The following is a 20,659-nucleotide window of genomic DNA, read 5'->3' on the forward strand; positions in this document are numbered from 1 at the left end:
GATCGGCGGCGGCGGACTGGTCGATGGATCGCCTCAGGAAGCCTCGCGCCTGCCGATCGGCATCGAACGCAAGCTCTATCGCCTGGTACCCACCAGCGATGGCGGGGCGAAAGACGGCAAGCCAGCCGAAGCCGCCGCCGCGGGTACGGCCGGGCTGACCTTCTCGGCCAAGCCGGTCAAGCCGGGCGACAAGCTCGACAGCAACACGCTCTACGTCGATGAGATCGTGCTGAGTCCGCGCCAGGGCACGTACCGCTACGGGCTGGTTGAAGCACCGCTGCCGCCCGGCGGCGAGGTCGAGGGCACGACGTGGGGCCTGCGGATCGACGGCTTGCCCGATCCCGACAACAAGGTCACCGGCCTGCAGCCGTTCCAGCGCGCCGTGACGTACGAGATGGGCATGTTGTCATATCACCAGCCGGTAGTCTCGCTGGAGCGCCCGGTGGTGCTGCGCCAACTGGTGCGCTTCTCGCTGCCCTTGACGGTGGAGTGAGGCAGGCATGAACGGGGCAGCGCGCATGGCGACCGGCCGTGCCTGGTGGCGACGGCTTGCGGCGCTGGCTGCCGCGTGCGCGGCGTGCGCCGGGCCCGCGCTGGCTGCCCCGCTCACGCCCGCCGAGCCGCTGCGCTTCGCCCGGCTCGCGGGAGCAGACGCGCAATTATTTGGCCTGGACGGCAACGCCGCCGCGCCCGCTGCGACGCCATTGCCTGCCAGCTTGCAGACACCGTTGGGCAGCGTGTGGAAGTTGTTCGTCTATGGCTACCTGGTCGGCCGCGACAAGCCATCCAATGACTACACCTGCCGTGGCGGTGACCCGGAGGAGGTGTACTGCTGCGCGGCCGGCCAGAGCATCGACCGCGAACATGCGCTGATTCAATCCTGCGGACGCTATTTCGAGCCGCGGCGGCTGGCTTTGTCCGCAGCCGACTGGCGACGTTTCTGGAAGGAGGCCGGCGCGCCCGCGTGGCTGCAAGACATGCAGGCGATGCAGCCAGCGCGCAGCGTGGCCGTTGCCGATCTGCTGGCCGGGCTGCATGCCGTACCCCCGGCCGCGCAACAGGCAGCCGCCGCGACGCTGGTCTCGGTACTGACGGTGGGGCGCGGCGAAGGCACGCTGGCCAACTATGGCAGCCTGCTGCGCGCCAAGACCTGGACCATGCCGGACCCCGCGCGGCCGGGCGCGTCCATCGGCGGCGCGGCCGGCTGGCTTGCCGATGGCAGCCCGGTCTGGCTGGGCGGCCCCGGCGCCAGCGCCAACGTGCTGCGCCGCGCGGCGCCCCGCCTGCAGCCGTTGCTGGCCGCCGTGCCGGTGCCCGATGATGGTGCTTGCGTGCTGGTCGACATGTTCGAGCGCTATCCGCTGCGCGATCTGCAAGCCGCCGGCACCGGCACCGGCGCAAGGCGCCAGGCCGTGCCGGACGGCCCGCTCAATGGCACCTATCGCGCCGAGTTTGCCAATGGCAACAGCCTGCGCGTGGAAAGCCGCGGCGAGCTCACGCTCGTGCGCACGCCCGGCGCCGCGCCGCGCGTGGTGGGCCGTTTTGGCCTCAATGACTACGTGGCGCGGGTGGTCGAGCGCGAGGGCGACACCACCGAGCCCGAGGCCGCCCGCGCCCTGGCGGTGGCCGCGCGCAGCTACCTGATCCAGCAAGCCACGCGTGAGCAAGGCTGCTTTCATATTGCCGACAGCAGCCGCACCCAGCGCGTGCTGCCGCGCGCACCCACGGCCGCCGCGCGGCGTGCCGCCGACGTGACTGATGCGCTGGTGTTGTCAGCCGTTGCGGTGCGCTACCACCACGACGCGGCCGGCGAGGGGCGCATGGCCTGGCTGGAAGCCCGGCGCGCGGCCGGGCAGGGGCAGGCGTTCGATGCCATCCTGGCTCGCTGGTGGCCTCAGGCCACGCTCACCTCGTTCCAGAGCCCCGTGGCCGGCGATTGCCTGGCGGTAGCCAATGCGCGGCAGTGGCTGGCGCAGCGCGCGCCGCAGTGGGAACGCCGGCTGGCAGCGGAGCCGGGCTATGAAACGCCGCCGCTGCCCGCCGTGTGCGAAGTGCGCTTAGGCCGTCCTTATGCGGACGCGCGCCGCAACCGGCTCTATATCCACCGGCTGGCCAGCGAGGACGATCGCATTGCCCTGGCCCACGAATATCTCCATCTTGCATTCGCCCGCCACCCTCGCGGGCAGGACGAAGGATTTGTCGAAGCCACGGCGCGCAAGCTGGTACGTACGCAAAACCCATCATGAATCTCACCCGTAATGTGTCCTGCAACTGGCGCCGCAATGTGCTGGCCCTGGCCTGTGCCGCGGCGCCGCTGGTGGCCACGGCCGAGCCGGTCGCCGATCTGGACGGCCCGGTGGGCGGCTGGCGTCACGGCGGCCTGTCCAACGAACTCGAGCGCTATACGGCTGCCTATCCCAAGCCGCCGGTGGACCGGGGCGCGCAGAAGTACCGCACGCTGATCGAGGGGCGCTTGCGCAAGGCTGGCAAGGAAGGCCGCAAGCCGCCCACGCTGGTGGTCAACGGCACCGCCATGCCGCTGTATGCCGACGAGCAGGGACGCTTCGCGCGGCCGTGGGCGTTCGGCCGTGGCTCCAACAGCGTGGAGACCGTGTCCGCCGACGGCGCCTCGCGCCAGCGCCTGCAGTTCTACGAGGCCGACGCTACCAAGACCCAGGCCAAGCTGCGCGCGGTACTGACCTGGGACGATCCCAAGGCCGAGGTCGACCTGCATGTGATTTCACCTGGCGGTGGCCATGCCTTCTTTGCCAGTCCCTTGCTGCCGGAAGGGGGTGGTCTTGACGTGGATAGCGTGGACGGCGCGGGGCCGGAGATTTTCTCGAGCGCGGCGCCGCGTCCCGGGGTGTGGTTGTTCTATGTGAACTACTGGGGCAATTTCAACGCGGACGGCTACAACTTCGAGAAAGGCAAGAACGATCGCGACCTGATCACCGCCAAGCTCACGCTGATCTACAACGAGAACACGCTCAATGAAAAGCGTGAGACGCTCGTGGTGCCGCTGCGCAAGCTGGGCGAGCTGGCGCTGATGAAGTCGGTGCGTTTCTGATCCGGCACATCGATCAGTCACGCTATCGCCTAGCCAGAAAACCAGTCGCAAAGAACGCAGGAAGGAACCGTGGATATGCAGCGCTCGCCGAAACTAGCCTTGATCAGCCTGACCCTGCCAGCACTGCTGCTGGCAGGCGCCGCGCGTGCCGACGATACCATCGAGTTCACCACGCCGCGCAACGGCTGGCGCAACTCGGCCGGTGACGCTTCGGCCTATACGCAGGAAGTGCATTACCCGGCGGTGGCGGTGTCCACGCGAGCCGGGCAGGCCGCCAGCGCCATGATTGCCGGACGCATCCGCGCGGCGCCCAAGCCCGGGGCGGATGCCTCGAGCGCCGCATCGAGCCCCGCAGCCGGCGGGCGTGGGCGCCGCGGCGGCGGCTCGGTTGCCACCCTGGTGGTCAACGGCGTGGCGATGCCGCAGCGGGTGGAGGACGATGGCCGTTTCTCGCGGCCCTACGCCTTCTCGGGCGGCAGCAACAGCGTGGAGATCCGCAGTGCGCAGGGCGCCAGCAAGCGCGTGCAGTTCTATGACGGCTACCAGGGCAAGACCCGTCCGCGCCTGCGCGTGGTGCTGTCCTGGGATAGCGATCAGACCGACCTGGACCTGCATGTGGTGGCGCCTGACGGCCAGCACACGTTCTATGCAAATCGCGTGGCCAGCAACGGCGGCGCGCTCGATGTCGACGTCACCACCGGTTATGGCCCGGAGATCTATTCGATTGCCGCGCCACCGCCCGGCACTTACCTGGTCTATGTGAACTACTACGGCAGCGGCGCTGGCCCCGAGGCCATCACCGTGGCGCAAGTGGCGCTGATCACCGACGAAAACACGCCCAACGAAAAGCAGCAGGTGTTCCGCGTACCGATGCGCAAGCCCGGCGAACTGACGCTGATCAAGTCCTTCGTCATGAAGTGAGCAGCGCCCCGAAACTCCCGAATACCCCCAGTATCCCGGAACCTCCGGGATCACCCTGGAAGCCCAATCTCCCCATGTCGCAGCAGAAGATCCTGTTCCTCAGTGTTTCCGCCGGCGCCGGCCACATGCGCGCGGCCGAAGCACTGCGCCTTACCGCCGAAGCCGAATTCCCCGGCGTGCAGACGCTTCACCTTGACGTGATGGAATACGTCCCGGCCACGTTTCGCAAGCTCTACACCGACTTCTACATCAAGCTGGTGAACAGCTATCCGGCCCTCTGGGGCATGCTGTACCAGCACACATCCGAGGCCGACCCGGCCGCGCCAATGCAAAAGCTGCGGCGCGCCGCCGAGCGCCTGAGCACGCGCGCGCTGCGCCGTGCGATCGACGAGTTTGCCCCGGATGCCATTGTCTGCACGCACTTCCTGCCCGCCGAGATCCTGATGCATGAGGTGCGCCGGCAGAGGCTGGCGGTGCCGGTGTGGGTGCAGGTGACGGACTTTGATCTGCACGGCATGTGGGTGATTCCCCATATGACCGGGTACTTCGCCGCTAGCGAGGAAATTGCGTTTCGCATGCGGGCCAGCCGGATCGAGGCTGGCCGCATCCATGCCACCGGCATTCCGGTGGTGCCGGCGTTTTCCCGCCCGCAGGATCGCCAAGCCTGCGCACGGCATTTCGGGCTCGATCCAGCACGGCGCACCATCATGCTGATGGGTGGTGGGGCGGGGCTTGGCGGGCTTGATGAAGTGGCCGGCGCGCTGATGCGGCTGGAGCACGATTTCCAGCTGATCGTGCTGGCCGGGCGCAACGAGACCGCGCTGGCTCGGCTCAAGACCCTCTCCGCCGCACACCCCGGACGGCTCTTTCCCTTCGGCTTTACCAATGAGGTGGAGCGCCTGATGGCGTGCTCCGATCTGGTCATCACCAAGCCCGGCGGCCTGACCACGTCCGAATGCCTGGCGATGGGCGTGCCGATGGTGGTCAATGCGCCGATTCCCGGGCAGGAAGAGCGCAATGCCGATTACCTGCTGGAGCAAGGCGCCGCGCTCAAGGCGGTCGACCTGGTGTCGCTCGAATACCGGGTGCGCCTCTTGCTGGCGGAGCCTGCAAGGCTCGACCAGATGCGTGCGCGGGCTAGTGCGCTGGGCCAACCGGCGGCGGCGCGCCGCGTGCTGGAAACCGTGCTCGGGCAATTGGCGCACCGCAGCCGGCTAGCCGGCCACGGCGGTGATGGTGCGACGGCGGGGCGTTGAGATGCGTGCATTGAACCTGTCTTCATCGCCTCGGCCAACGGACCAGTCCTATCCGTCGCGCCATCCAATGGTGCTGGTGCTTACCGTGGCGTGGACTCTGCTACTGGCCTATTTCTTCGCCAACGTGGAGATCCAGATCGAGGGCGCCGCGGGCTGGGCGGCCAACCTGCCCACCTGGCGCATCGAGCATCACTGGCTGCTGGATATTTTCTGGGGCGGCCGCCCGATGACGGGCTATCACGCGTGGGTATTTCCCTGCGTGGCACTGTTCTTCCATTATTCGCTGGTGTTCGGCGGGCGCTGGAGCTGGCGTGCCGAGGCGCGCGTAATCGCCTGCATCATGGTGTTCTGGATCAGCGAGGATTTTCTCTGGTTCGTGCTGAACCCGGCTTTCGGGCTGGCGCGCTTCGCGCCGAGCTTCGTGCCCTGGCACATCCACTGGTGGGGAGGCGCGCCCACCGATTATTGGATTGCGCTGGGCGTGGCGGCGGTGCTGCTCTGGCTGTCATGCCGGGTGCCTACGAGGAATAGTTACAGTTTTTAGATAACGCCCTGAATATGCTGTCTTGTACATATGTTGCGGTGCAATGTGTGATCAATACAACGCTTATTGCCACTTTGCGGCGGTGCATCGCAGCCCGTTTCGGTGTCATCCTGTTTCCTGGTATTGACGCTCTCAAGGCGATCAGTTCACAGCTGATCGTGCTGCACCATCTTGCCTTCTACGGCCCCATGTCCGATGCGGCCCACGTGCTGGCGCCCGACCTGCTCGACTGGTTCTCGCAGTACGCGCGCATTGCCGTGCAGGCGTTCCTCGTCATCAGCGGCTTCCTGGCGGCGCGCAGCCTGGCGCCCGGCGGGCATTTGATGGTGCCGCGCCCCTTGCAGGCGATCTGGCGCCGCTACCAGAAGTTGGTGGTGCCTTATACCGCGGCCATCCTGATTGCCATTGCGGGTGCTGCCATTGCGCGGACCTGGATGCATCACGACTCCATTCCCGGTGCGCCCGGCTTGCATCAGTTCCTGGCGCATGTGCTGCTGCTGCACAACGTGCTGGACTTCGATGCCCTGTCTGCGGGCGTCTGGTATGTGGCCATCGACCTGCAATTATTTGCCTTGCTGATGGTGGCGTTGTGGGCAGCCCGCCGCTGCGAGCAGTGGTTCGGCGTGGGCGGCAGCCCGATGGGCCCGCTGGTGGTGGCCGGGCTGGCGCTGGCCTCGCTGTTCTGGTTCAACCGCGATGCCACGTGGGATATCTGGGCGATTTACTTCTTCGGCGCCTACGGCATGGGCACGCTGGCGTTCTGGGCATCCGAGCCTGAGCGTTCGCCGGTGGCATTGCTGGTGTTGTGTGCCGTGGTGCTGGCGGCGTTGGTTGTGGATTTCCGGCTGCGCATTGCGGTGGCGCTGGCAATCGCGCTCCTGCTCGGCGCGGCGCGCCGTGGCGGCTGGCTTGAGCACTGGCCGCAGGCCCGGTTCCTGGCATTTTTCGGGCGCATTTCCTACTCGGTGTTCCTGGTGCATTTCCCGATTTGCCTGGTGGTGAATGCCTTGGTCTTCCACCTGGCTCCGCACCAGCCTGTCCTCAATGCGCTTGGCATGGTGCTGGCCTGGCTGCTGAGCAACGCCGCGGGGGCCTTGTTCCACCGCTATGTGGAGAGCGGTGCGCCGTTGCGCGCATTGCGCCTGGCGTTGTGGCCCGCAGCCTCCGAGCCGGGCCAGCAGCAGCAGGCGGGGCAGCAACGGTCAACTTGACCGCCCGATAGCCCAAATAGCCTCGATAGCCCCGATAGCCCCGATAGCGCGTCCGGTTTATCCGAAGGCACATCCTAGCGGCACCCGGCCTTGGCGGCCCGGTGCCGCTTTTACTTGGTGCCTGTGCACCAGGACCAACGCTGGCCGCGGTGCTTGCGCACAGGCGCGGTGCGCAAGCGGTATCGTGCGGTGTGCAACACAGGGTAAAACGAGCATTGGGATATGGCATGAAGGTTGCCTACTATGGAATCGTAAACCTGACCGTTTGGTCAGGATTCTTGTTCCGAGGCTGCCATGTCCGATCATATCGTCCTGACCTCGCACGCGCGCCGCGACAAGCCGGCCGAGCCAATCCACTGGGGGGCCGCCTCGGCAGCGGAGCGCGGTCCCGTGATCGCGAGCCTGACCAATCCGGCTCAGCGCAATGTGATCGGCACCCACTCCGGCGCTTATGCGGTTTACCGCGCGCTGGCGGTTGCATCCGGCAAGCTGCAGCGAGACCACCGCGCCGATCTCACCGATACCTCGCCGGCCGAGGTCATCGGGCCCCACCTGCAGTGGAACGACCCGGACAAGATCGTCTCGATGGATCCCTGGGGCCACCTGGTCTCCAGCGCCTTTGGCGACCGTATCGCCGCAGGCATCGATATCCGTCCCTCGATCGCCATTACGCGCGCCCACATCAACATGCCTGAACTGATGGGCGCCATTGCGGCAGGCCGGCTCACACCCGACGGGCAGATCCTTCCATGCTGCGCCGCAGCCTGTTCGAGCAGACCAGCGGCATGTTCCCGGAACTGGTCACGCGGCCTGACCTGAAAGTGTTCCTGCCGCCGATCGGTGGCATGACCCTGTACTTCTTCGGCGACGTCAGCCAGCTGGGCAAGCCCGAGACCAAGGTGGCCTGCCGCGTGCATGACGAGTGCAACGGCTCGGATGTGTTCGGCTCCGACATCTGTACCTGCCGGCCGTACCTGGCCCACGGCATCGAGGTGTGCATCGAGATGGCGCAGCAGGGGGGTGTGGGGCTGGTGGTCTATAACCGGAAGGAAGGCCGGGCGCTGGGCGAGGTGACCAAGTTCCTGGTCTACAACGCCCGCAAGCGCCAGGTTGGCGGCGACCGGGCCGAGACCTATTTCGCGCGCACGGAGTGTATTGCCGGCGTGCAGGACATGCGCTTCCAGGAGCTCATGCCCGATGTGTTCCACTGGCTCGGCATCAAGCGTATCGACCGCTGGGCTTCGATGAGCAATATGAAGCACGGGGCGCTGACCGCTCAGGGTATCGAGGTGGTCGAGCAAGTCGCGATTCCCGATGCACTGATCCCGGCCGATGCCCGCGTGGAAATCGACGCCAAGGTGGCGGCTGGCTACTTTACGAGCTATAGCCCGCCCGGCGCGGAAGAACTCGCGCTGGCCAAGGGTAGAGGACTGCACGAATGAACGAGATACCCGAAGCGGGTGGCGTGCGCGGCACCGCGAATCCCTTCACCAACGGCGAGGATGATGCCGGTGGCTGGGCCAGTCCTGTGCCGCCGGGGCATCCGGCCGCAGCGTTGCTCACTGGCGAAGCGGTGCGCATCCGTTGCGCTGCCGTGACGGATCATGTGGCAACCGGCGCGTCCGAGCTGTTTACCTGGCATCCGGAGCGGATCCCGGCCGTGGCCGATTACGTGGCGGCCACCATTCGCCAGCGTTATCCCGACCTCAACGTGCCATACCACAGCCGCTGGCGTCATTTTGAAAGCGGCGGCCCCGGCGAGAAGCTGGACCGCTGGCAGATCCTGTGCGAACGCGGCGGGCTCTCCGGCGAGGCTGACCGCGAGGAGCGCGCCCGCATCGGCATCGACCTGGTGATCCCCAGCGTATTGCTGGATGCCGGCGCTGGCCCCGACTGGCGTTATCGCGATCCCGCCAGCGACTTGTTGCTGACCCGATCCGAAGGACTTGGCGTGGCCAGTTTCGACCTGTTCGCGCGCGGCGGCTTTTCCGCCCAGCCTGGTCAGCCGCTGCGCTCGGATGCCGAGCGCCTGATGCGCATCGATGCGTCCTCCATCGCGACCGCTTTCCAGGTGGCGCAGCACAACCCGCTGGTGGGCCTGGATGGACGCGCCGGGCTGCTGCGCCGTCTTGGCGAGGTGGCGCAAGCCACGCCCGCGGTGTTCGGCTCGCCGGCGCGGCTGGGCAACCTGTTCGACTACCTCAAGGCGCATGCCAGCTTTGGGCAGATCGAGGCCGGCTTCGTGCTCTCCACGCTGCTGGTCGCGCTGGGGCCGGTATGGCCTGGGCGCATCAGCCTGGAAGGCGTGTCGCTTGGCGACTGCTGGCACCATCCGGCCTGTACCGATGGCCTGGTGCCTTTTCACAAGTTGACCCAGTGGCTCACCTACTCGTTGCTGGAGCCGCTGGAAGACGCGGGCCTGACCGTGACCGGGCTGGAGGTCCTGACGGGCTTGCCTGAATACCGCAACGGCGGGCTGCTGTTCGACTTCGAGCTGATGGTGCCGCGCGACCCTGGCTTCACTGCCGTGGCGCACACGGTGGATGAGCCGGTTATCGTGGAATGGCGCGCGCTCACGGTGACGGGGCTCGACCTCGTGGCTGCGTCGGTGCGCGAGGCGCTCGGGCTGTCCGCAGCGTCGTTTCCGCTGGCCCGCGTGCTGGAGGGCGGCACCTGGGCCGCGGGGCGGCGTATTGCCGCCAAGCGCAGACCCGGCGGCGCGCCGCCTTTCGCCATCAACAGCGACGGCACGGTGTTCTAGCAGGCTTGCCTGACCGCGCCGCAGCAAACAGCAAGAACAACCAGCAAGACCTATCCGCTACCGCCCTCCAGGAGCGCATCATGACTGACCTCTCCGCCGTACCGCCCGTCACCGCGTCCGTGATGGTGGTGGATCACCCGCTCGTGCAGCACAAGGTCACGCTGGTTCGCAGCGAAGACACCACCACCGACAATTTCCGCCGGCTGGTGCGCGAGATCAGCCAGTTGCTGACCTACGAGGCAACCCGCGACCTGGCAATGGAGACCATTGCCATCAAGACCCCGATCGCACCCATGCAATCGCCGGTGCTCTCGGGCAAGAAGCTGTGCCTGGTGTCGATCCTGCGGGCCGGCAATGGCTTCCTGGACGGCATGCTGGACTTGCTGCCGGCCGCGCGGGTCGGGCATATCGGCCTGTACCGCGACCCGGAGACGCTGGAACCGATCGAGTACTACTTCAAGATGCCGGAAGACATCCATGAGCGGCTCGTGATCGTGGTCGACCCGATGCTGGCCACCGGCAATTCGGCCATCGCCGCGCTCAACCGGCTGAAGGAGGCCGGCGTGAGCACGCTCAAGTACGTGTGCCTGATCGCCTCGCGGCAGGGTCTGACGGCCTTGCGCGCGGCGCACCCCGACGTGGCCATCGTCACCGCCGCCATCGACGAGGAACTCAACGAGCACGGCTACATCGTGCCCGGACTGGGCGACGCCGGCGACCGCCTCTACGGCACCAAGTAATGGAAGCGCCGGCCACGGCGCCGCCGCCTTGCTTTCCGCCGCCGCGGGAGGTGGCGGGGGGGCGCATCCGCCAGGAGAATGAGGCGCTGATCCTGCGCGCGGCCGAGTACGTGTTCGCCCGCGCCGGGTTTGCCGGCGCCACCATGAACGAGATCGCCATGCGGGCCGGCGTGCCGAAGTCCAACCTGCATTACTACTTTCGCACCAAGCAGGCGCTATATCGGGCCGTGCTGGCGCATACGCTCGCGCTGTGGTTGTCCGAGACCGACATCATCGGCGCGGAGCAGCGGCCCCAGGTGGCATTGGAGCAATACATCCGCGCCAAGATGAGGTTGTCGGCCAGCTATCCGGACGCATCGCGCGTGTTTGCCAACGAGTTGCTTCACGGCGCGCCGGAGATCAGCGACGTGCTCAGCGGCGCCCTGCGCGCGCTGGTGGCGCGCAAGGCCGGCGTGATCCGGGAATGGATCGCGCGTGGCGAGATGGCCAGCGTGGATCCGCAGCACCTGTTTTTCACGATCTGGGCTGCCACCCAGACCTATGCCGATTTTGAGTCGCAAGTGTGCGCCGTGCTTGGGGTGAGCCACCTGGGCCAGCGCGATTACGAACAGGCCACCGACCACCTGGTGCGGCTTTTGCTGCGCGGTTGCGGGCTGGAACCGGCCGGCCTGGGCATGGAGTTATCGTCAACAAGCGGAGAGAGCCATGAGTTTTGAGGGTAAGCGCAGGTCCTGGTTGAAATTCGCGGCAGCTGCCGCCAGCGTGGCCGCGCTCGGTGGCGTCGTGCCGGCGCAGGCGCAGGCCAAGCTGAAGGTGGCCGCGGTCTACACCGTGCCCGTCGAGCAGCAATGGGTGTCGCGCATTCACAAGGCGCTCAACGAGGCCAAGGCGCGCGGCGAGATCGACTATGTGTTCTCGGAAAGCGTGTCCAATGCCGACTATGAGCGCGTGCTGCGCCAGTACGCAGAGCAAGGCTCGTCGCTGATCCTGGGCGAATCGTTCGCCGTCGAGGCGGCCGCGCGCAAGGTGGCCAAGGACTATCCCAAGACCGCGTTCCTGATGGGCTCCTCCGGCAAGCCGCAGGCGCCTAACTTCTCGGTATTCGACAACTATATCCAGGAGCCGTCCTACCTCACCGGCATGATCGCCGGCGGCATGACCAAGACCAACCATATCGGCATGGTGGGCGGCTACGCCATCCCCGAGGTCAACCGGCTGATGCACGCCTTCATGGAAGGCGCGCGCGAGGTCAATCCCAAGGTGAAGTTCACGGTCAGCTTCATCGGCTCCTGGTTCGATCCGCCCAAGGCCAAGGAAGCGGCCTTCGCCATGATCGACAAGGGCGCCGACGTACTTTATGCCGAACGCTTTGGTGTCTCCGACGCTGCCAAGGAAAAGGGCAGGCTGGCGATCGGCAATGTCATCAACACGCAGCCGCAGTACCCGGCCACTGTGGTGGCCTCGGCGCTGTGGAACATGGAGCCCACCGTGGGCGCCGCGCTGGGCAAGGTCAAGGCCGGCCAGTTCAAGAGCGAGGATTACGGTCCTTATTCGCTGATGAAGTTCAAGGGCGCGGAGCTGGCGCCGCTGGGCACGTTCGAAGGCAAGGTGCCTGGCGACGTGATGACCAAGGTCAAGGCGAAAGAGAAGGCGATCCTCGACGGCAAGTTCGCGGTCAAGGTGGTGGAGACGGAGCCGAGGTCGTCGCAATGAAGGTGGCCCAAGCCGCTTGACGTGCCCGCTGGCGTTTGCTCCTGCTCTCCTCGCGGGGTGTGGGAGCAAGCCATCGCCACTTTTAACTTCCATCGCCAGGCATCCATGCCCACTCCCATCCTGCGCCTTGCCGGCATCACCAAGCGCTTTGGCCCGCTTGTGGCCAACGACGATATCTCGCTGGAGCTGCGGCGCGGGGAAGTGCTGGCCCTGCTGGGCGAGAACGGTGCCGGCAAAAGCACGCTGGTCAGCATCCTGTTCGGGCACTACGTGGCCGATGCCGGCACGGTGGAGATGGACGGCGAGCCGTTGCCGCCCGGCCAGCCGCGCGCGGCCCTGGCCGCCGGCATCGGCATGGTGCATCAGCACTTCACGCTGGCTGACAATCTCTCGGTGCTGGACAACATCATGCTCGGCACCCAGCCGCTGTGGCAATGGCGTCTGGAGAGGCATGCCGCGCGCGGCAAGGTGCTGGCCCTGGCGGAGCGCTTCGGCCTGGCGGTGCGTCCCCAGGCAAGGGTGGGTGAGCTGTCGGTGGGAGAGCGCCAGCGCGTGGAGATCGTGAAGGCGCTGTATCGCGGCGCCCGCGTGCTGATTCTCGATGAGCCAACTGCCGTCTTGACGCCGCACGAGGCCGAGACGCTGTTCGCCACGCTGGCGCAACTGATCGCCGAAGGATTGTCAGTGATCTTTATCAGCCACAAGCTCGACGAGGTGCTGCGTGTTTCCGACCGCATCGCGGTATTGCGTGGCGGCAAGCTGGTGGCGCAGTGCGCCGCGGCGCAGACCACCAAGGCGGAACTGGCGGAATTGATGGTTGGCCGCGTGGTGGCGATGCCGGAACGCGCGGCGCGGCCGAATGCCGAGGACGGCGCCAATGGCAACGCCGCGCCGCCCGTGTTTGCGCTGGAGCACGTAGGCGTGCGCGCCGCGAACGGGCGCGCGCTGCTGCGCGAGGTCAGCCTGCAGGTGCGTGCTGGCGAGATCGTCGGCATTGCCGGTGTCTCCGGCAACGGGCAGGCCGCGTTGGCGGAGCTGGCCAGCGGCACGCTGGGGGCTAGCGAGGGGCGCGTCACCTTGGCAGGCAAGCCGATGCCCGCAAAGCCCCGCGCCTGGATTGGGGCTGGCGTGGCACGCGTGCCGGAGGATCGCCATGCGGTCGGCGTGGTGGGCGATCTTGCCGTGTGGGAGAACGCCGCGAGCGAACAACTCAGCGAGCCGCGCTTTTCGCGCTGGGGCATCATCCGGCGCGCCGCCGCGCAGCGGTTCGCGCGGGACCTGGTGGCGCGTTTCGACGTGCGCACCGCTGGCATCGAGGTGCCGGCGCGAACCATGTCGGGCGGCAATATGCAAAAGCTGATCCTGGGCCGGGCGCTCTTGGTGCGGGGGGAGGGCCGCGCGCCGCTGCTGGTGGTGGCCAGCCAGCCCACCTGGGGGCTTGATATCGGCGCGGTAGCCTACGTGCGCGCCCGCCTGCTCGATGCAGCGCGCGAAGGCGCTGCCGTACTGCTGATCTCGGAGGACCTGGATGAGCTCCACGCGCTGGCCGATCGCATCGCCGTAATGCACGCGGGCCACCTGACAGAAGCGCGCCCGACGGCCGCCTGGACATTGGGCGAACTCGGCCTGGCCATGGCCGGGGCGGGTGGCGGGCATGACGCGCAAGCGGGCAAGGGGGAGGCGCGCCATGCGGCTTGAAGCCCGAACCGGCGTTTCGCGCGTGGCCATGCTGGCCGCGCCCATCGTCGCCATCGTTGCCACGCTGCTGATCTGTGCCTTGCTGGTGCGCTGGGCCGGCGCACCGGTGGGACGTGCCTATGCGCTGCTGCTGGAAGGCGGCTTTGGCTCGCGCTTTGCATGGTCGGAAACGCTCACGCGCGCCACGCCGCTGATCCTGACCGGCTTGTCGGTGGCGGTGGCCTTTCGCGCGCGGCTGTTCAATATCGGCGCGGAAGGGCAACTCTATCTCGGCGCGCTGGCGGCGGTGGCGGTCGGCGGCCAGGTCGACGGCGCGGTCGCGCCGTGGGCGCAGCAACTGCCCATGGGTCTGCTCTTTGTCCTGATGGTGGTGGCGGGCATGCTGGCGGGCGCCATGTTGTTGCTTGGGGCCGCGTGGCTCAAGACCCGGCTCGGCGTGGATGAGGTGGTCACTACCCTGCTGGCCAATTTCATCGTGCTGCTGTTGGTCTCGATGATGCTCGATGGCCCGATGAAAGACGCCACCGCAATGGGCTGGCCGCAATCGGTGGCGCTGGTGCCGGAGCTGGAGCTGGCCAGGCTGATGGAGCGCTCGCGCGTGCACAGCGGCTTGTTGCTGGCTTGCGCGCTGGCGGTGATCCTGTGGGCGGTCAACCGCTTTACGGTGTTTGGCCTGCAGATGCGCGCGGTAGGCGCCAATGCGCGGGCAGCGGCCTTCGCCGGCATGCCGGTGCGCAGGGTGACGATGTGGGCCGCGTTGTTGTCCGGCGGGCTCGCGGGCCTGGCGGGCGTGGTAGAGGTGGCCGGGCGCGGTGGCGCTGCTCGCCATGCTGGTGGCTACCATGCTGACGCGCTACCGTCTCCGCTTCAATGCGCCGGGCAAGGTGGCCTGATGGAACTGCTGGATATCCTGGCCTCGGCGCCCTTCTGGATCGCGGTACTGCGCGTGGCCACGCCGCTGATCTTCGGCACGCTGGGCGTGCTGCTGTGCGAGCGTGCCGGTGTGCTCAACCTTGGCATCGAGGGCATCATGGTGGCCGGCGCTTTCGGCGGTTGGCTGGCGGTCTATCATGGCGCGCCGCTGTGGGGCGGAGTGGCGGTGGCAGCCGGCGTGGGACTGGCCTTCGGGCTGCTGCATGGCTGGCTGACCGTGAGCCTGGCGCTGTCCCAGCATGTGGCTGGGCTGGGCGTGACCATGCTGGCCACCAGCCTGTCCCACTATGCCTACCGGCTCGGCTTTGCCTCGGTGTCCACGCCGCCGACCATCACACCCTTTGCCCCGATGCACTGGATCGGCGACATTGCGCTGATCGGCGGTGTGTTGAGCCCGGTCTTCGGTGAGGAGACCGCGTTGACGCTGCTGGCGCTGGGGCTGGTGCCCTTGGTGGCCTGGCTGCTCTACCGGACTCCGCTCGGGCTGGCCGTGCGCATGGTCGGCGAGAATCCCGCTGCGGCAGAGGGGCAGGGGATTCGCGTGGGCGCAATGCGTATCGGCGCGATCATGGCGGGCTCCAGCCTGATGGCGGTGGGCGGTGCGTTCCTCACGCTATCCGCGTTCAACGCGTTCTTCTTTAATATGATCAACGGCCGGGGCTGGATCTGCGTGGCGCTGGTGGTGTTTGCTTCGTGGCGGCCCGGCCGCGCGCTGGCCGGCGCCTTGCTGTTCGCCGCCTTCGACGCGCTGCAGTTGCGCCTGCAGCAAAGCGGCGCCAGCTTGCCCGGCTTGCCGCCGTTGCCTTACCAGCTCTACCTGATGTTGCCGTATGTGCTGTCGATCCTGGCGCTGGTGCTGGTGGCGCGCCGCGCTACCTACCCGCAGGCGTTGATGAAGCCCTATCGCAAGGGCGAACGCTGATTCCAGAAGACCAATAAGAAACTTAAGGCCCGCACCATGCTTGACCTGATCCTGCGCAACTGCACGCTCCCCGACGGCCGCACCGGCATCGACATCGGCATCCTGGGCGATCGCATCAAAGCGGTGGAGCCGGCGCTCAAGGCGCCGGCCGCGGCCGAGGTCGATGCCGCGGGGCAACTGGTGACGCCCCCCTTTGTCGATGCGCATTTCCATATGGACTCGACACTGTCCTACGGCTTGCCGCGCATCAACCAGTCTGGCACCTTGCTCGAGGGCATTGCCTTGTGGGGCGAGCTCAAGCCGCTGCTGACGCAGGACGCCATCGTTGAGCGCGCGCTGGCCTATTGCGACTGGGCGGTCGCCAAGGGGCTGCTGGCGATCCGTTCGCATGTGGATGTATGCGATCCGCGCCTGCTTGCTACCGAGGCACTGCTGCACGTGCGCGAGAAGGTACGGCCTTACCTTGACCTGCAACTGGTGGCCTTTCCGCAGGACGGCGTGCTGCGCGCGCCGGGCGCGCTCGATAACCTCAAGCGGGCGCTTGGCATGGGCGTGGACGTGGTGGGCGGCATCCCGCATTTCGAGCGAACCTTGGCCGATGGCGCCGAGTCCGTGCGCATCCTGTGCGAGCTGGCCTGCGAGCGGGGCCTGCGGGTGGACATGCACTGCGACGAGAGCGACGACCCGATGTCCCGTCATATCGAGACGCTGGCCTGCCAGGCCGTGCGCCTTGGCATGCAGGGCAGGGTGACGGGCTCGCACCTGACCTCGATGCATTCGATGGACAACTACTATGTATCCAAACTGATCCCGCTGATTCGGGAGTCGGGCGTGGCGGCTATTGCCAACCCGCTGATCAACATCACGCTGCAGGGCCGGCACGATAGTTATCCCAAGCGGCGGGGCATGACCCGGGTACCGGAGTTGCTGGCTGCCGGCGTGCCGGTGGCGTTCGGCCACGATTGCGTGATGGACCCGTGGTACAGCCTGGGCTCGGGCGACATGCTGGAGGTGGCGCATATGGGCCTTCACGTGGCGCAGATGACCGGGCAAGACGCCATGCGCGCGTGCTTTGCTGCCGTCACGGAAACACCGGCGCGCATCCTCGGCCTGGAAGGCTATGGCGTCGCACCCGGCTGCCGGGCCGACCTGGTGCTGCTGCAGGCACGCGATGCGGTCGAGGCGATCCGGCTGCGCGCCACCCGCCTGCTGGTGCTGCGGGCCGGCAAGGTGGTGGCGAGCACGCGTCCCGCCACGGCCACCTTGCACCTGGATGGCAGGCCTGGGCACGTTTGTTTTCAGCCTTGATCACGGTCTCGATCACGGCCGCGAAAGAAATTTCAGGGCGGGAGTTGACAGCAGATTCTGCGTTCTGCATAATGTCGTTCTTCGCAGCGCTGCAGCAAAGCAGCAAAATAGCTGCTGGCGTACGAAGCCGTCCGGCATGTAGTCGCCGACCACGCCGTATTTCTCGGGGAAACGCTTGCCGGATTTCACCGCGGTGCCAAACAGGTAGTCGAGAAAGGCGTAGTGCGCCGAATAGTTCTTGTCGATCGCTTCGTCATCCGACGCATGGTGCCAGTGATGGAAATCCGGCGTGACCACCAGGTAGCGCAGCGGGCCCCACGGCAGGTGGACATTGGCGTGGTTGAACACTGCCTGGAAGCCGACGATGATGATGTACGCGTCGATGACGCCCTTGTTGAAGCCCAGTACGTAGAGCGGCGCCAGCACCAGCACTCGCGTGAACACCAGCTCCAGCATGTGCTGGCGCGAGCCGGCGAGCCAGTCCATGGTCTTGGTGCTGTGGTGCACGGCGTGGAATTTCCACAGGAAGGGCACCTCGTGATACGCACGGTGGGTCCAGTACTGCGCCAGGTCGGCCGCGAGGATGCAGAGCAGCAGTTGCAGCACGAAGGGAATGCCCCCCACGAACGCGTGCACGCTGTCGCGCACCAGCCAGCCAAACAAGCGGAAGATCAGGAAGTTGACCGTCAGCAGGATCAGGCCAACGATGAAGTGGTTGACTGCGAAGTGCACCAGGTCGGTCTGCCATTCGCGCCGGAACACGGCCTGCCCGCGATAGAGCGGGAACAGTTTTTCGATCACCACGAAGATCAGCGTCGAGCCGAGCAGGTCGAGGATAAACCAGTCGAGGCCGATGTACGGCGTGTGATCCGGGAAGTCGCCCACGGCTACGCGCGAGCCGCCCAACGCAACCGCCAGCGCCACCAATGCGAATGCCGCGGCGTTCAGGTTGCGCTTGCGACCCAGCAGCAGGTTGCTCAGCGACATGCCGCCGGACACCAGCAGCGCGGCAAACAGGACATGGCGCAACACGTCGACCGAATACTTTTGGCGCAACTCCGGCGTGGTCAGATATTGCGGGAAATGGAAGGCAATCACGCCCAGCAGGCTCAGGCCGCCCAGGGCCAGCGCCAGGATGGCGGTGATCATGCCGCGTCCGGCCTCGAGCTCGCCGCTGCTGCCCAGCAGTTCGCGCGTATCGCGCAATACGTTGTGTACCGGGGCGATCGGCAACATGCCAGCCGCGCCATTCTGTTTCATCTTTGAAGCATCGGGCTGGTCAGGGTTGCCAGGCCTGTCAATTGGGTCGTTGGTCATCAGGATCTTCCGCTGTTCCGTTGTCTTGTTTCTTCTTGTTCTGCTGCGTTGCTGCTCGATCCTTGCAATGCTGGTGGCCTCCCTCGCGCAGGCCGAAGAGCATCCTTCCGGCAGCAACGCCGGTCCTGGCTGGGGCCAGCCCGAATCCGATTCCCTTGTACAAATGGCCATCGAGGCCCCGTCATCGCCGTCGGCGGCGCCTGGCGGTGGTGACGCTGACGTGCAGGCGCCGCTGATTGCGTCGATCGCAAAATGGTCGTCCTTTGGTGGTGGCACTTCACCCGCATTGCCTCCGCCCAGCGCGGACAACGACGCCCCTGGGCTCTCGGCAGCCTTGCGCGATCCGGTCTATGCCGGGTCCGCCGATCGGCCGCGGCACGCCGAACTGTTCCTGCGCCTGGACGATGCCACTTCGGCTACCGGGGTTGTTGGCAGCCGGATGCAGAGCATGGCGCTCGCGCTGGATACGGTATTGCCGCGCGGCGGCGGCCTGACGATACAGCCGCGCCTGCAACTCGCCTACCAGCCCGGCCTTGACAGGAACGCGACTGGTTTTCTTGCGGGGCAACCAACGGACGCAAGCGCCGCGGAGGTTGTGGTGCGGCTCTACCGGACGCAACCAACCCGGCTGACCGGTGTCGGTGGGGTCTACCCGTTTGTCGAGGCTGACCTTTGGCAGGACCGCAGGCAGGTGATCAATATCAATGGCACGCGGATTGATCCCGACATGCTGCGTGGGCTGCTCTCGGTGAACCTGGGTGCGCACGGCAGTACCAACGGTGGCGTCAAGCTCTGGGTCAAGCTGAAAGCCGGGCGCAACCCTGGAGGCACGCTGGGCGCGCGTTATCGCTGGTAGCCATGGCGTAGGCAAAAAAGGGGGGCTTGCATTTTTTTGCCATTGCGCTAGAATGCCGTCTTCGCGTGCGGCTGTAGCTCAGTTGGATAGAGTACTTGGCTACGAACCAAGGGGTCGTGGGTTCGAATCCTGCCAGCCGCACCACTTATTCCGAGCAGTAAAAGAAGTGCTAAGAAATGGCCTGGAGAGTTAAGCTCTCCAGGCCATTTTTTTCGTCTGTGGCGTGCTCCCGATCATCGCGCCGCAGGTCTCATTTCGAATCGTGGAAGATGATGCCGACGGTGTGCCGTTGCCCTGAATGCAGGCGGCTGACCCCATGCCGATGAGCGACGCGGCAGTAGTCACGTGTGCCTCGTACCGGGCGTTGATTGACTGTGAATACGAGTGCATCGCCCTTGCCCAGCGCCACGACTTCGGCGCGCGGCTGCATGTGAGGCCGCTGCTCGGTCATGACGAACTCACCCCCGGTGAAATCGTCGCCGGGCTGCGATAGCAGGATGGCAGCCTGGAGCGGGAAGACATGCTCGCCATACAGGTCTTGGTGCAGGCAGTTGTAGTCATCCTGGCCGTACTGCAGGATCAGCGGGGTGGGGCGTACCTGTCCGGCATCGTGGCATCGCCGGATGAACTGGGCATGGCGGCTCGGGTAACGTACCGAGATTCCCATGGCTTCATTCCAGCGGTTGGCCATGGGTACCAGGTGAGGGTAAATGGCGGCGCGCAGCTCTTCGATGATGTCCGGCAATGGATAGCTGAAGTACTGGTATTCGCCACGGCCAAAGCCATGGCGGCCCATGATGACGCGGGAGCGGTAGAGATCGGCGCGCCCGTAGAGCGCTGTCAGTGCATCGCACTCGGCGGAACCGAGGAGATGGCGGATGACTGCGCAGCCAACCTGGTCCAGGCCTGTTTCCACGTCTTGCCAGGAGATGGCCTGTACGCGCTGGTCGATATCCAGTGAGCCGCCGCCGCAGGCCGCCGCATTTGCCCGCCGGGCAGCAGTGGGAGTGCCGGCGTTGGGCGTGCGAAGCGGTGTTTTCGATGCATGCAAGATGGGCTCCTTTCTCAATTGGGCTCGGCGTGGCCAACTTTAGTGGCTCATCTCGCCCGCCGCACTCCGAGTCTTGCTTTCCTATTCGTGGTGCTTCCGGGTGCTCCCGGAAGTGCAATGCAGGGGGTGATCGAGAGGCCTCTCGTAATATTTCCCGAAAAGGGCTTGTCAGGTCGGTTCGGACCCTTTAGTATTCGCCCCCTCGCAACACGAACAACGCGCTGCAAAGCAGGCGGGACAAGGGTTGCGGGGTTAGGTGGAAGGGCGGGCGGGGCAGAAATTACGACGCTTGCCGAAGCAGGAAAAAATTAAAAGTGTTTGACGAAACGTAGAAAGTTCTTCATAATCTCGTTTCTCTGCT

At 66.2% G+C, this 20,659-nt stretch carries 17 protein-coding genes, 1 tRNA gene and 2 pseudogenes; 18 read left to right on the forward strand and 2 right to left on the reverse strand.

The window, feature by feature from the left end:
* The 16 genes and pseudogenes from OR16_RS35210 to OR16_RS35285 form a co-directional block, all read left to right on the forward strand.
* On the forward strand, positions 1 to 493 hold a 493-nt coding region (locus OR16_RS35210; RefSeq protein ID WP_006163714.1), incomplete at its 5' end, for a hypothetical protein.
* Between the two features lie 7 nt (positions 494 to 500).
* On the forward strand, positions 501 to 2,246 hold the full coding sequence (locus OR16_RS35215) for a DUF2300 domain-containing protein (RefSeq protein WP_006163715.1): 1,746 nt from the start codon (positions 501 to 503) through the stop codon (positions 2,244 to 2,246).
* The gene (locus tag OR16_RS35220) at positions 2,243 to 3,067 is read left to right on the forward strand and encodes a YfaP family protein (RefSeq protein ID WP_006163716.1); all 825 of its coding nucleotides are present in this window, start codon (positions 2,243 to 2,245) and stop codon (positions 3,065 to 3,067) included. The genes OR16_RS35215 and OR16_RS35220 overlap by 4 nt, the downstream gene beginning before the upstream one ends.
* Before the next feature lie 75 nt (positions 3,068 to 3,142).
* Positions 3,143 to 3,988 (forward strand): YfaP family protein, encoded by an 846-nt coding sequence (locus tag OR16_RS35225; protein ID WP_006163717.1) that lies wholly within the window; start codon positions 3,143 to 3,145, stop codon positions 3,986 to 3,988.
* Positions 3,989 to 4,062: 74 nt separating this feature from the next.
* The gene (locus tag OR16_RS35230; protein ID WP_006163718.1) at positions 4,063 to 5,244 is read left to right on the forward strand and encodes an MGDG synthase family glycosyltransferase; all 1,182 of its coding nucleotides are present in this window, start codon (positions 4,063 to 4,065) and stop codon (positions 5,242 to 5,244) included.
* Between the two features lie 67 nt (positions 5,245 to 5,311).
* On the forward strand, positions 5,312 to 5,788 hold the full coding sequence (locus tag OR16_RS35235; RefSeq protein ID WP_006163719.1) for a hypothetical protein: 477 nt from the start codon (positions 5,312 to 5,314) through the stop codon (positions 5,786 to 5,788).
* A 47-nt stretch (positions 5,789 to 5,835) separates the two neighbouring features.
* Entirely contained in the window at positions 5,836 to 6,999 is a 1,164-nt protein-coding gene (locus tag OR16_RS35240) for an acyltransferase family protein (protein ID WP_006163720.1), read from the forward strand.
* 294 nt (positions 7,000 to 7,293) lie between these two features.
* Positions 7,294 to 8,441, forward strand: a pseudogene (locus OR16_RS35245) (GTP cyclohydrolase II).
* Positions 8,438 to 9,760 carry a URC4/urg3 family protein gene (locus OR16_RS35250; protein WP_006163721.1) on the forward strand — a complete coding sequence of 441 codons (1,323 nt, stop codon included), beginning with the start codon at positions 8,438 to 8,440 and terminating at the stop codon, positions 9,758 to 9,760. The pseudogene OR16_RS35245 and the gene OR16_RS35250 overlap by 4 nt, the downstream one beginning before the upstream one ends.
* 80 nt (positions 9,761 to 9,840) lie before the next feature.
* Positions 9,841 to 10,500, forward strand: coding sequence for a uracil phosphoribosyltransferase (gene upp / locus OR16_RS35255; protein ID WP_043422394.1), 660 nt, complete (start codon positions 9,841 to 9,843; stop codon positions 10,498 to 10,500).
* A complete protein-coding gene (locus tag OR16_RS35260; protein WP_006163723.1) occupies positions 10,500 to 11,216 on the forward strand; it encodes a TetR/AcrR family transcriptional regulator in 717 nt (238 codons plus the stop codon). The genes upp and OR16_RS35260 overlap by 1 nt, the downstream gene beginning before the upstream one ends.
* Positions 11,206 to 12,213 carry a BMP family protein gene (locus tag OR16_RS35265; protein ID WP_043422397.1) on the forward strand — a complete coding sequence of 336 codons (1,008 nt, stop codon included), beginning with the start codon at positions 11,206 to 11,208 and terminating at the stop codon, positions 12,211 to 12,213. The genes OR16_RS35260 and OR16_RS35265 overlap by 11 nt, the downstream gene beginning before the upstream one ends.
* 105 nt (positions 12,214 to 12,318) lie before the next feature.
* The gene (locus OR16_RS35270) at positions 12,319 to 13,911 is read left to right on the forward strand and encodes an ABC transporter ATP-binding protein (RefSeq protein WP_043422405.1); all 1,593 of its coding nucleotides are present in this window, start codon (positions 12,319 to 12,321) and stop codon (positions 13,909 to 13,911) included.
* A gap of 28 nt (positions 13,912 to 13,939) precedes the next feature.
* Positions 13,940 to 14,719, forward strand: a pseudogene (locus tag OR16_RS35275) (ABC transporter permease); the annotation flags it as partial.
* An 84-nt stretch (positions 14,720 to 14,803) separates the two neighbouring features.
* Positions 14,804 to 15,766 (forward strand): ABC transporter permease, encoded by a 963-nt coding sequence (locus tag OR16_RS35280; RefSeq protein ID WP_006163729.1) that lies wholly within the window; start codon positions 14,804 to 14,806, stop codon positions 15,764 to 15,766.
* Between the two features lie 36 nt (positions 15,767 to 15,802).
* Positions 15,803 to 17,074, forward strand: a complete 1,272-nt coding sequence (locus tag OR16_RS35285) for an amidohydrolase family protein (RefSeq protein WP_006163731.1) — start codon at positions 15,803 to 15,805, stop codon at positions 17,072 to 17,074.
* Positions 17,075 to 17,086: 12 nt separating this feature from the next.
* Here the strand turns inward: OR16_RS35285 and OR16_RS35290 are convergent, their stop codons facing one another.
* Entirely contained in the window at positions 17,087 to 18,310 is a 1,224-nt protein-coding gene (locus OR16_RS35290) for a sterol desaturase family protein (protein WP_237717331.1), read from the reverse strand.
* On the opposite strand from OR16_RS35290, the gene OR16_RS35295 reads away from it, so the two are divergent.
* Both OR16_RS35295 and OR16_RS35300 read left to right on the forward strand, forming a co-directional pair.
* A complete protein-coding gene (locus OR16_RS35295; RefSeq protein ID WP_237717332.1) occupies positions 18,309 to 19,247 on the forward strand; it encodes a hypothetical protein in 939 nt (312 codons plus the stop codon). The two genes, OR16_RS35290 and OR16_RS35295, sit on opposite strands and share 2 nt — an antisense overlap.
* A 67-nt stretch (positions 19,248 to 19,314) precedes the next feature.
* A tRNA-Arg gene (locus OR16_RS35300) sits at positions 19,315 to 19,391 on the forward strand.
* 106 nt (positions 19,392 to 19,497) lie between these two features.
* On the opposite strand, the gene OR16_RS35305 is transcribed toward OR16_RS35300, so the two are convergent.
* Complete coding sequence (locus OR16_RS35305) at positions 19,498 to 20,205, reverse strand: 2OG-Fe(II) oxygenase (RefSeq protein WP_043422412.1); 708 nt, start codon at positions 20,203 to 20,205, stop codon at positions 19,498 to 19,500.
* Positions 20,206 to 20,659: the final 454 nt, after the last annotated feature.

This window comes from Cupriavidus basilensis OR16, assembly GCF_000243095.1.
In the GTDB taxonomy this organism is placed as follows: Bacteria; Pseudomonadota; Gammaproteobacteria; order Burkholderiales; family Burkholderiaceae; genus Cupriavidus; species Cupriavidus basilensis_D.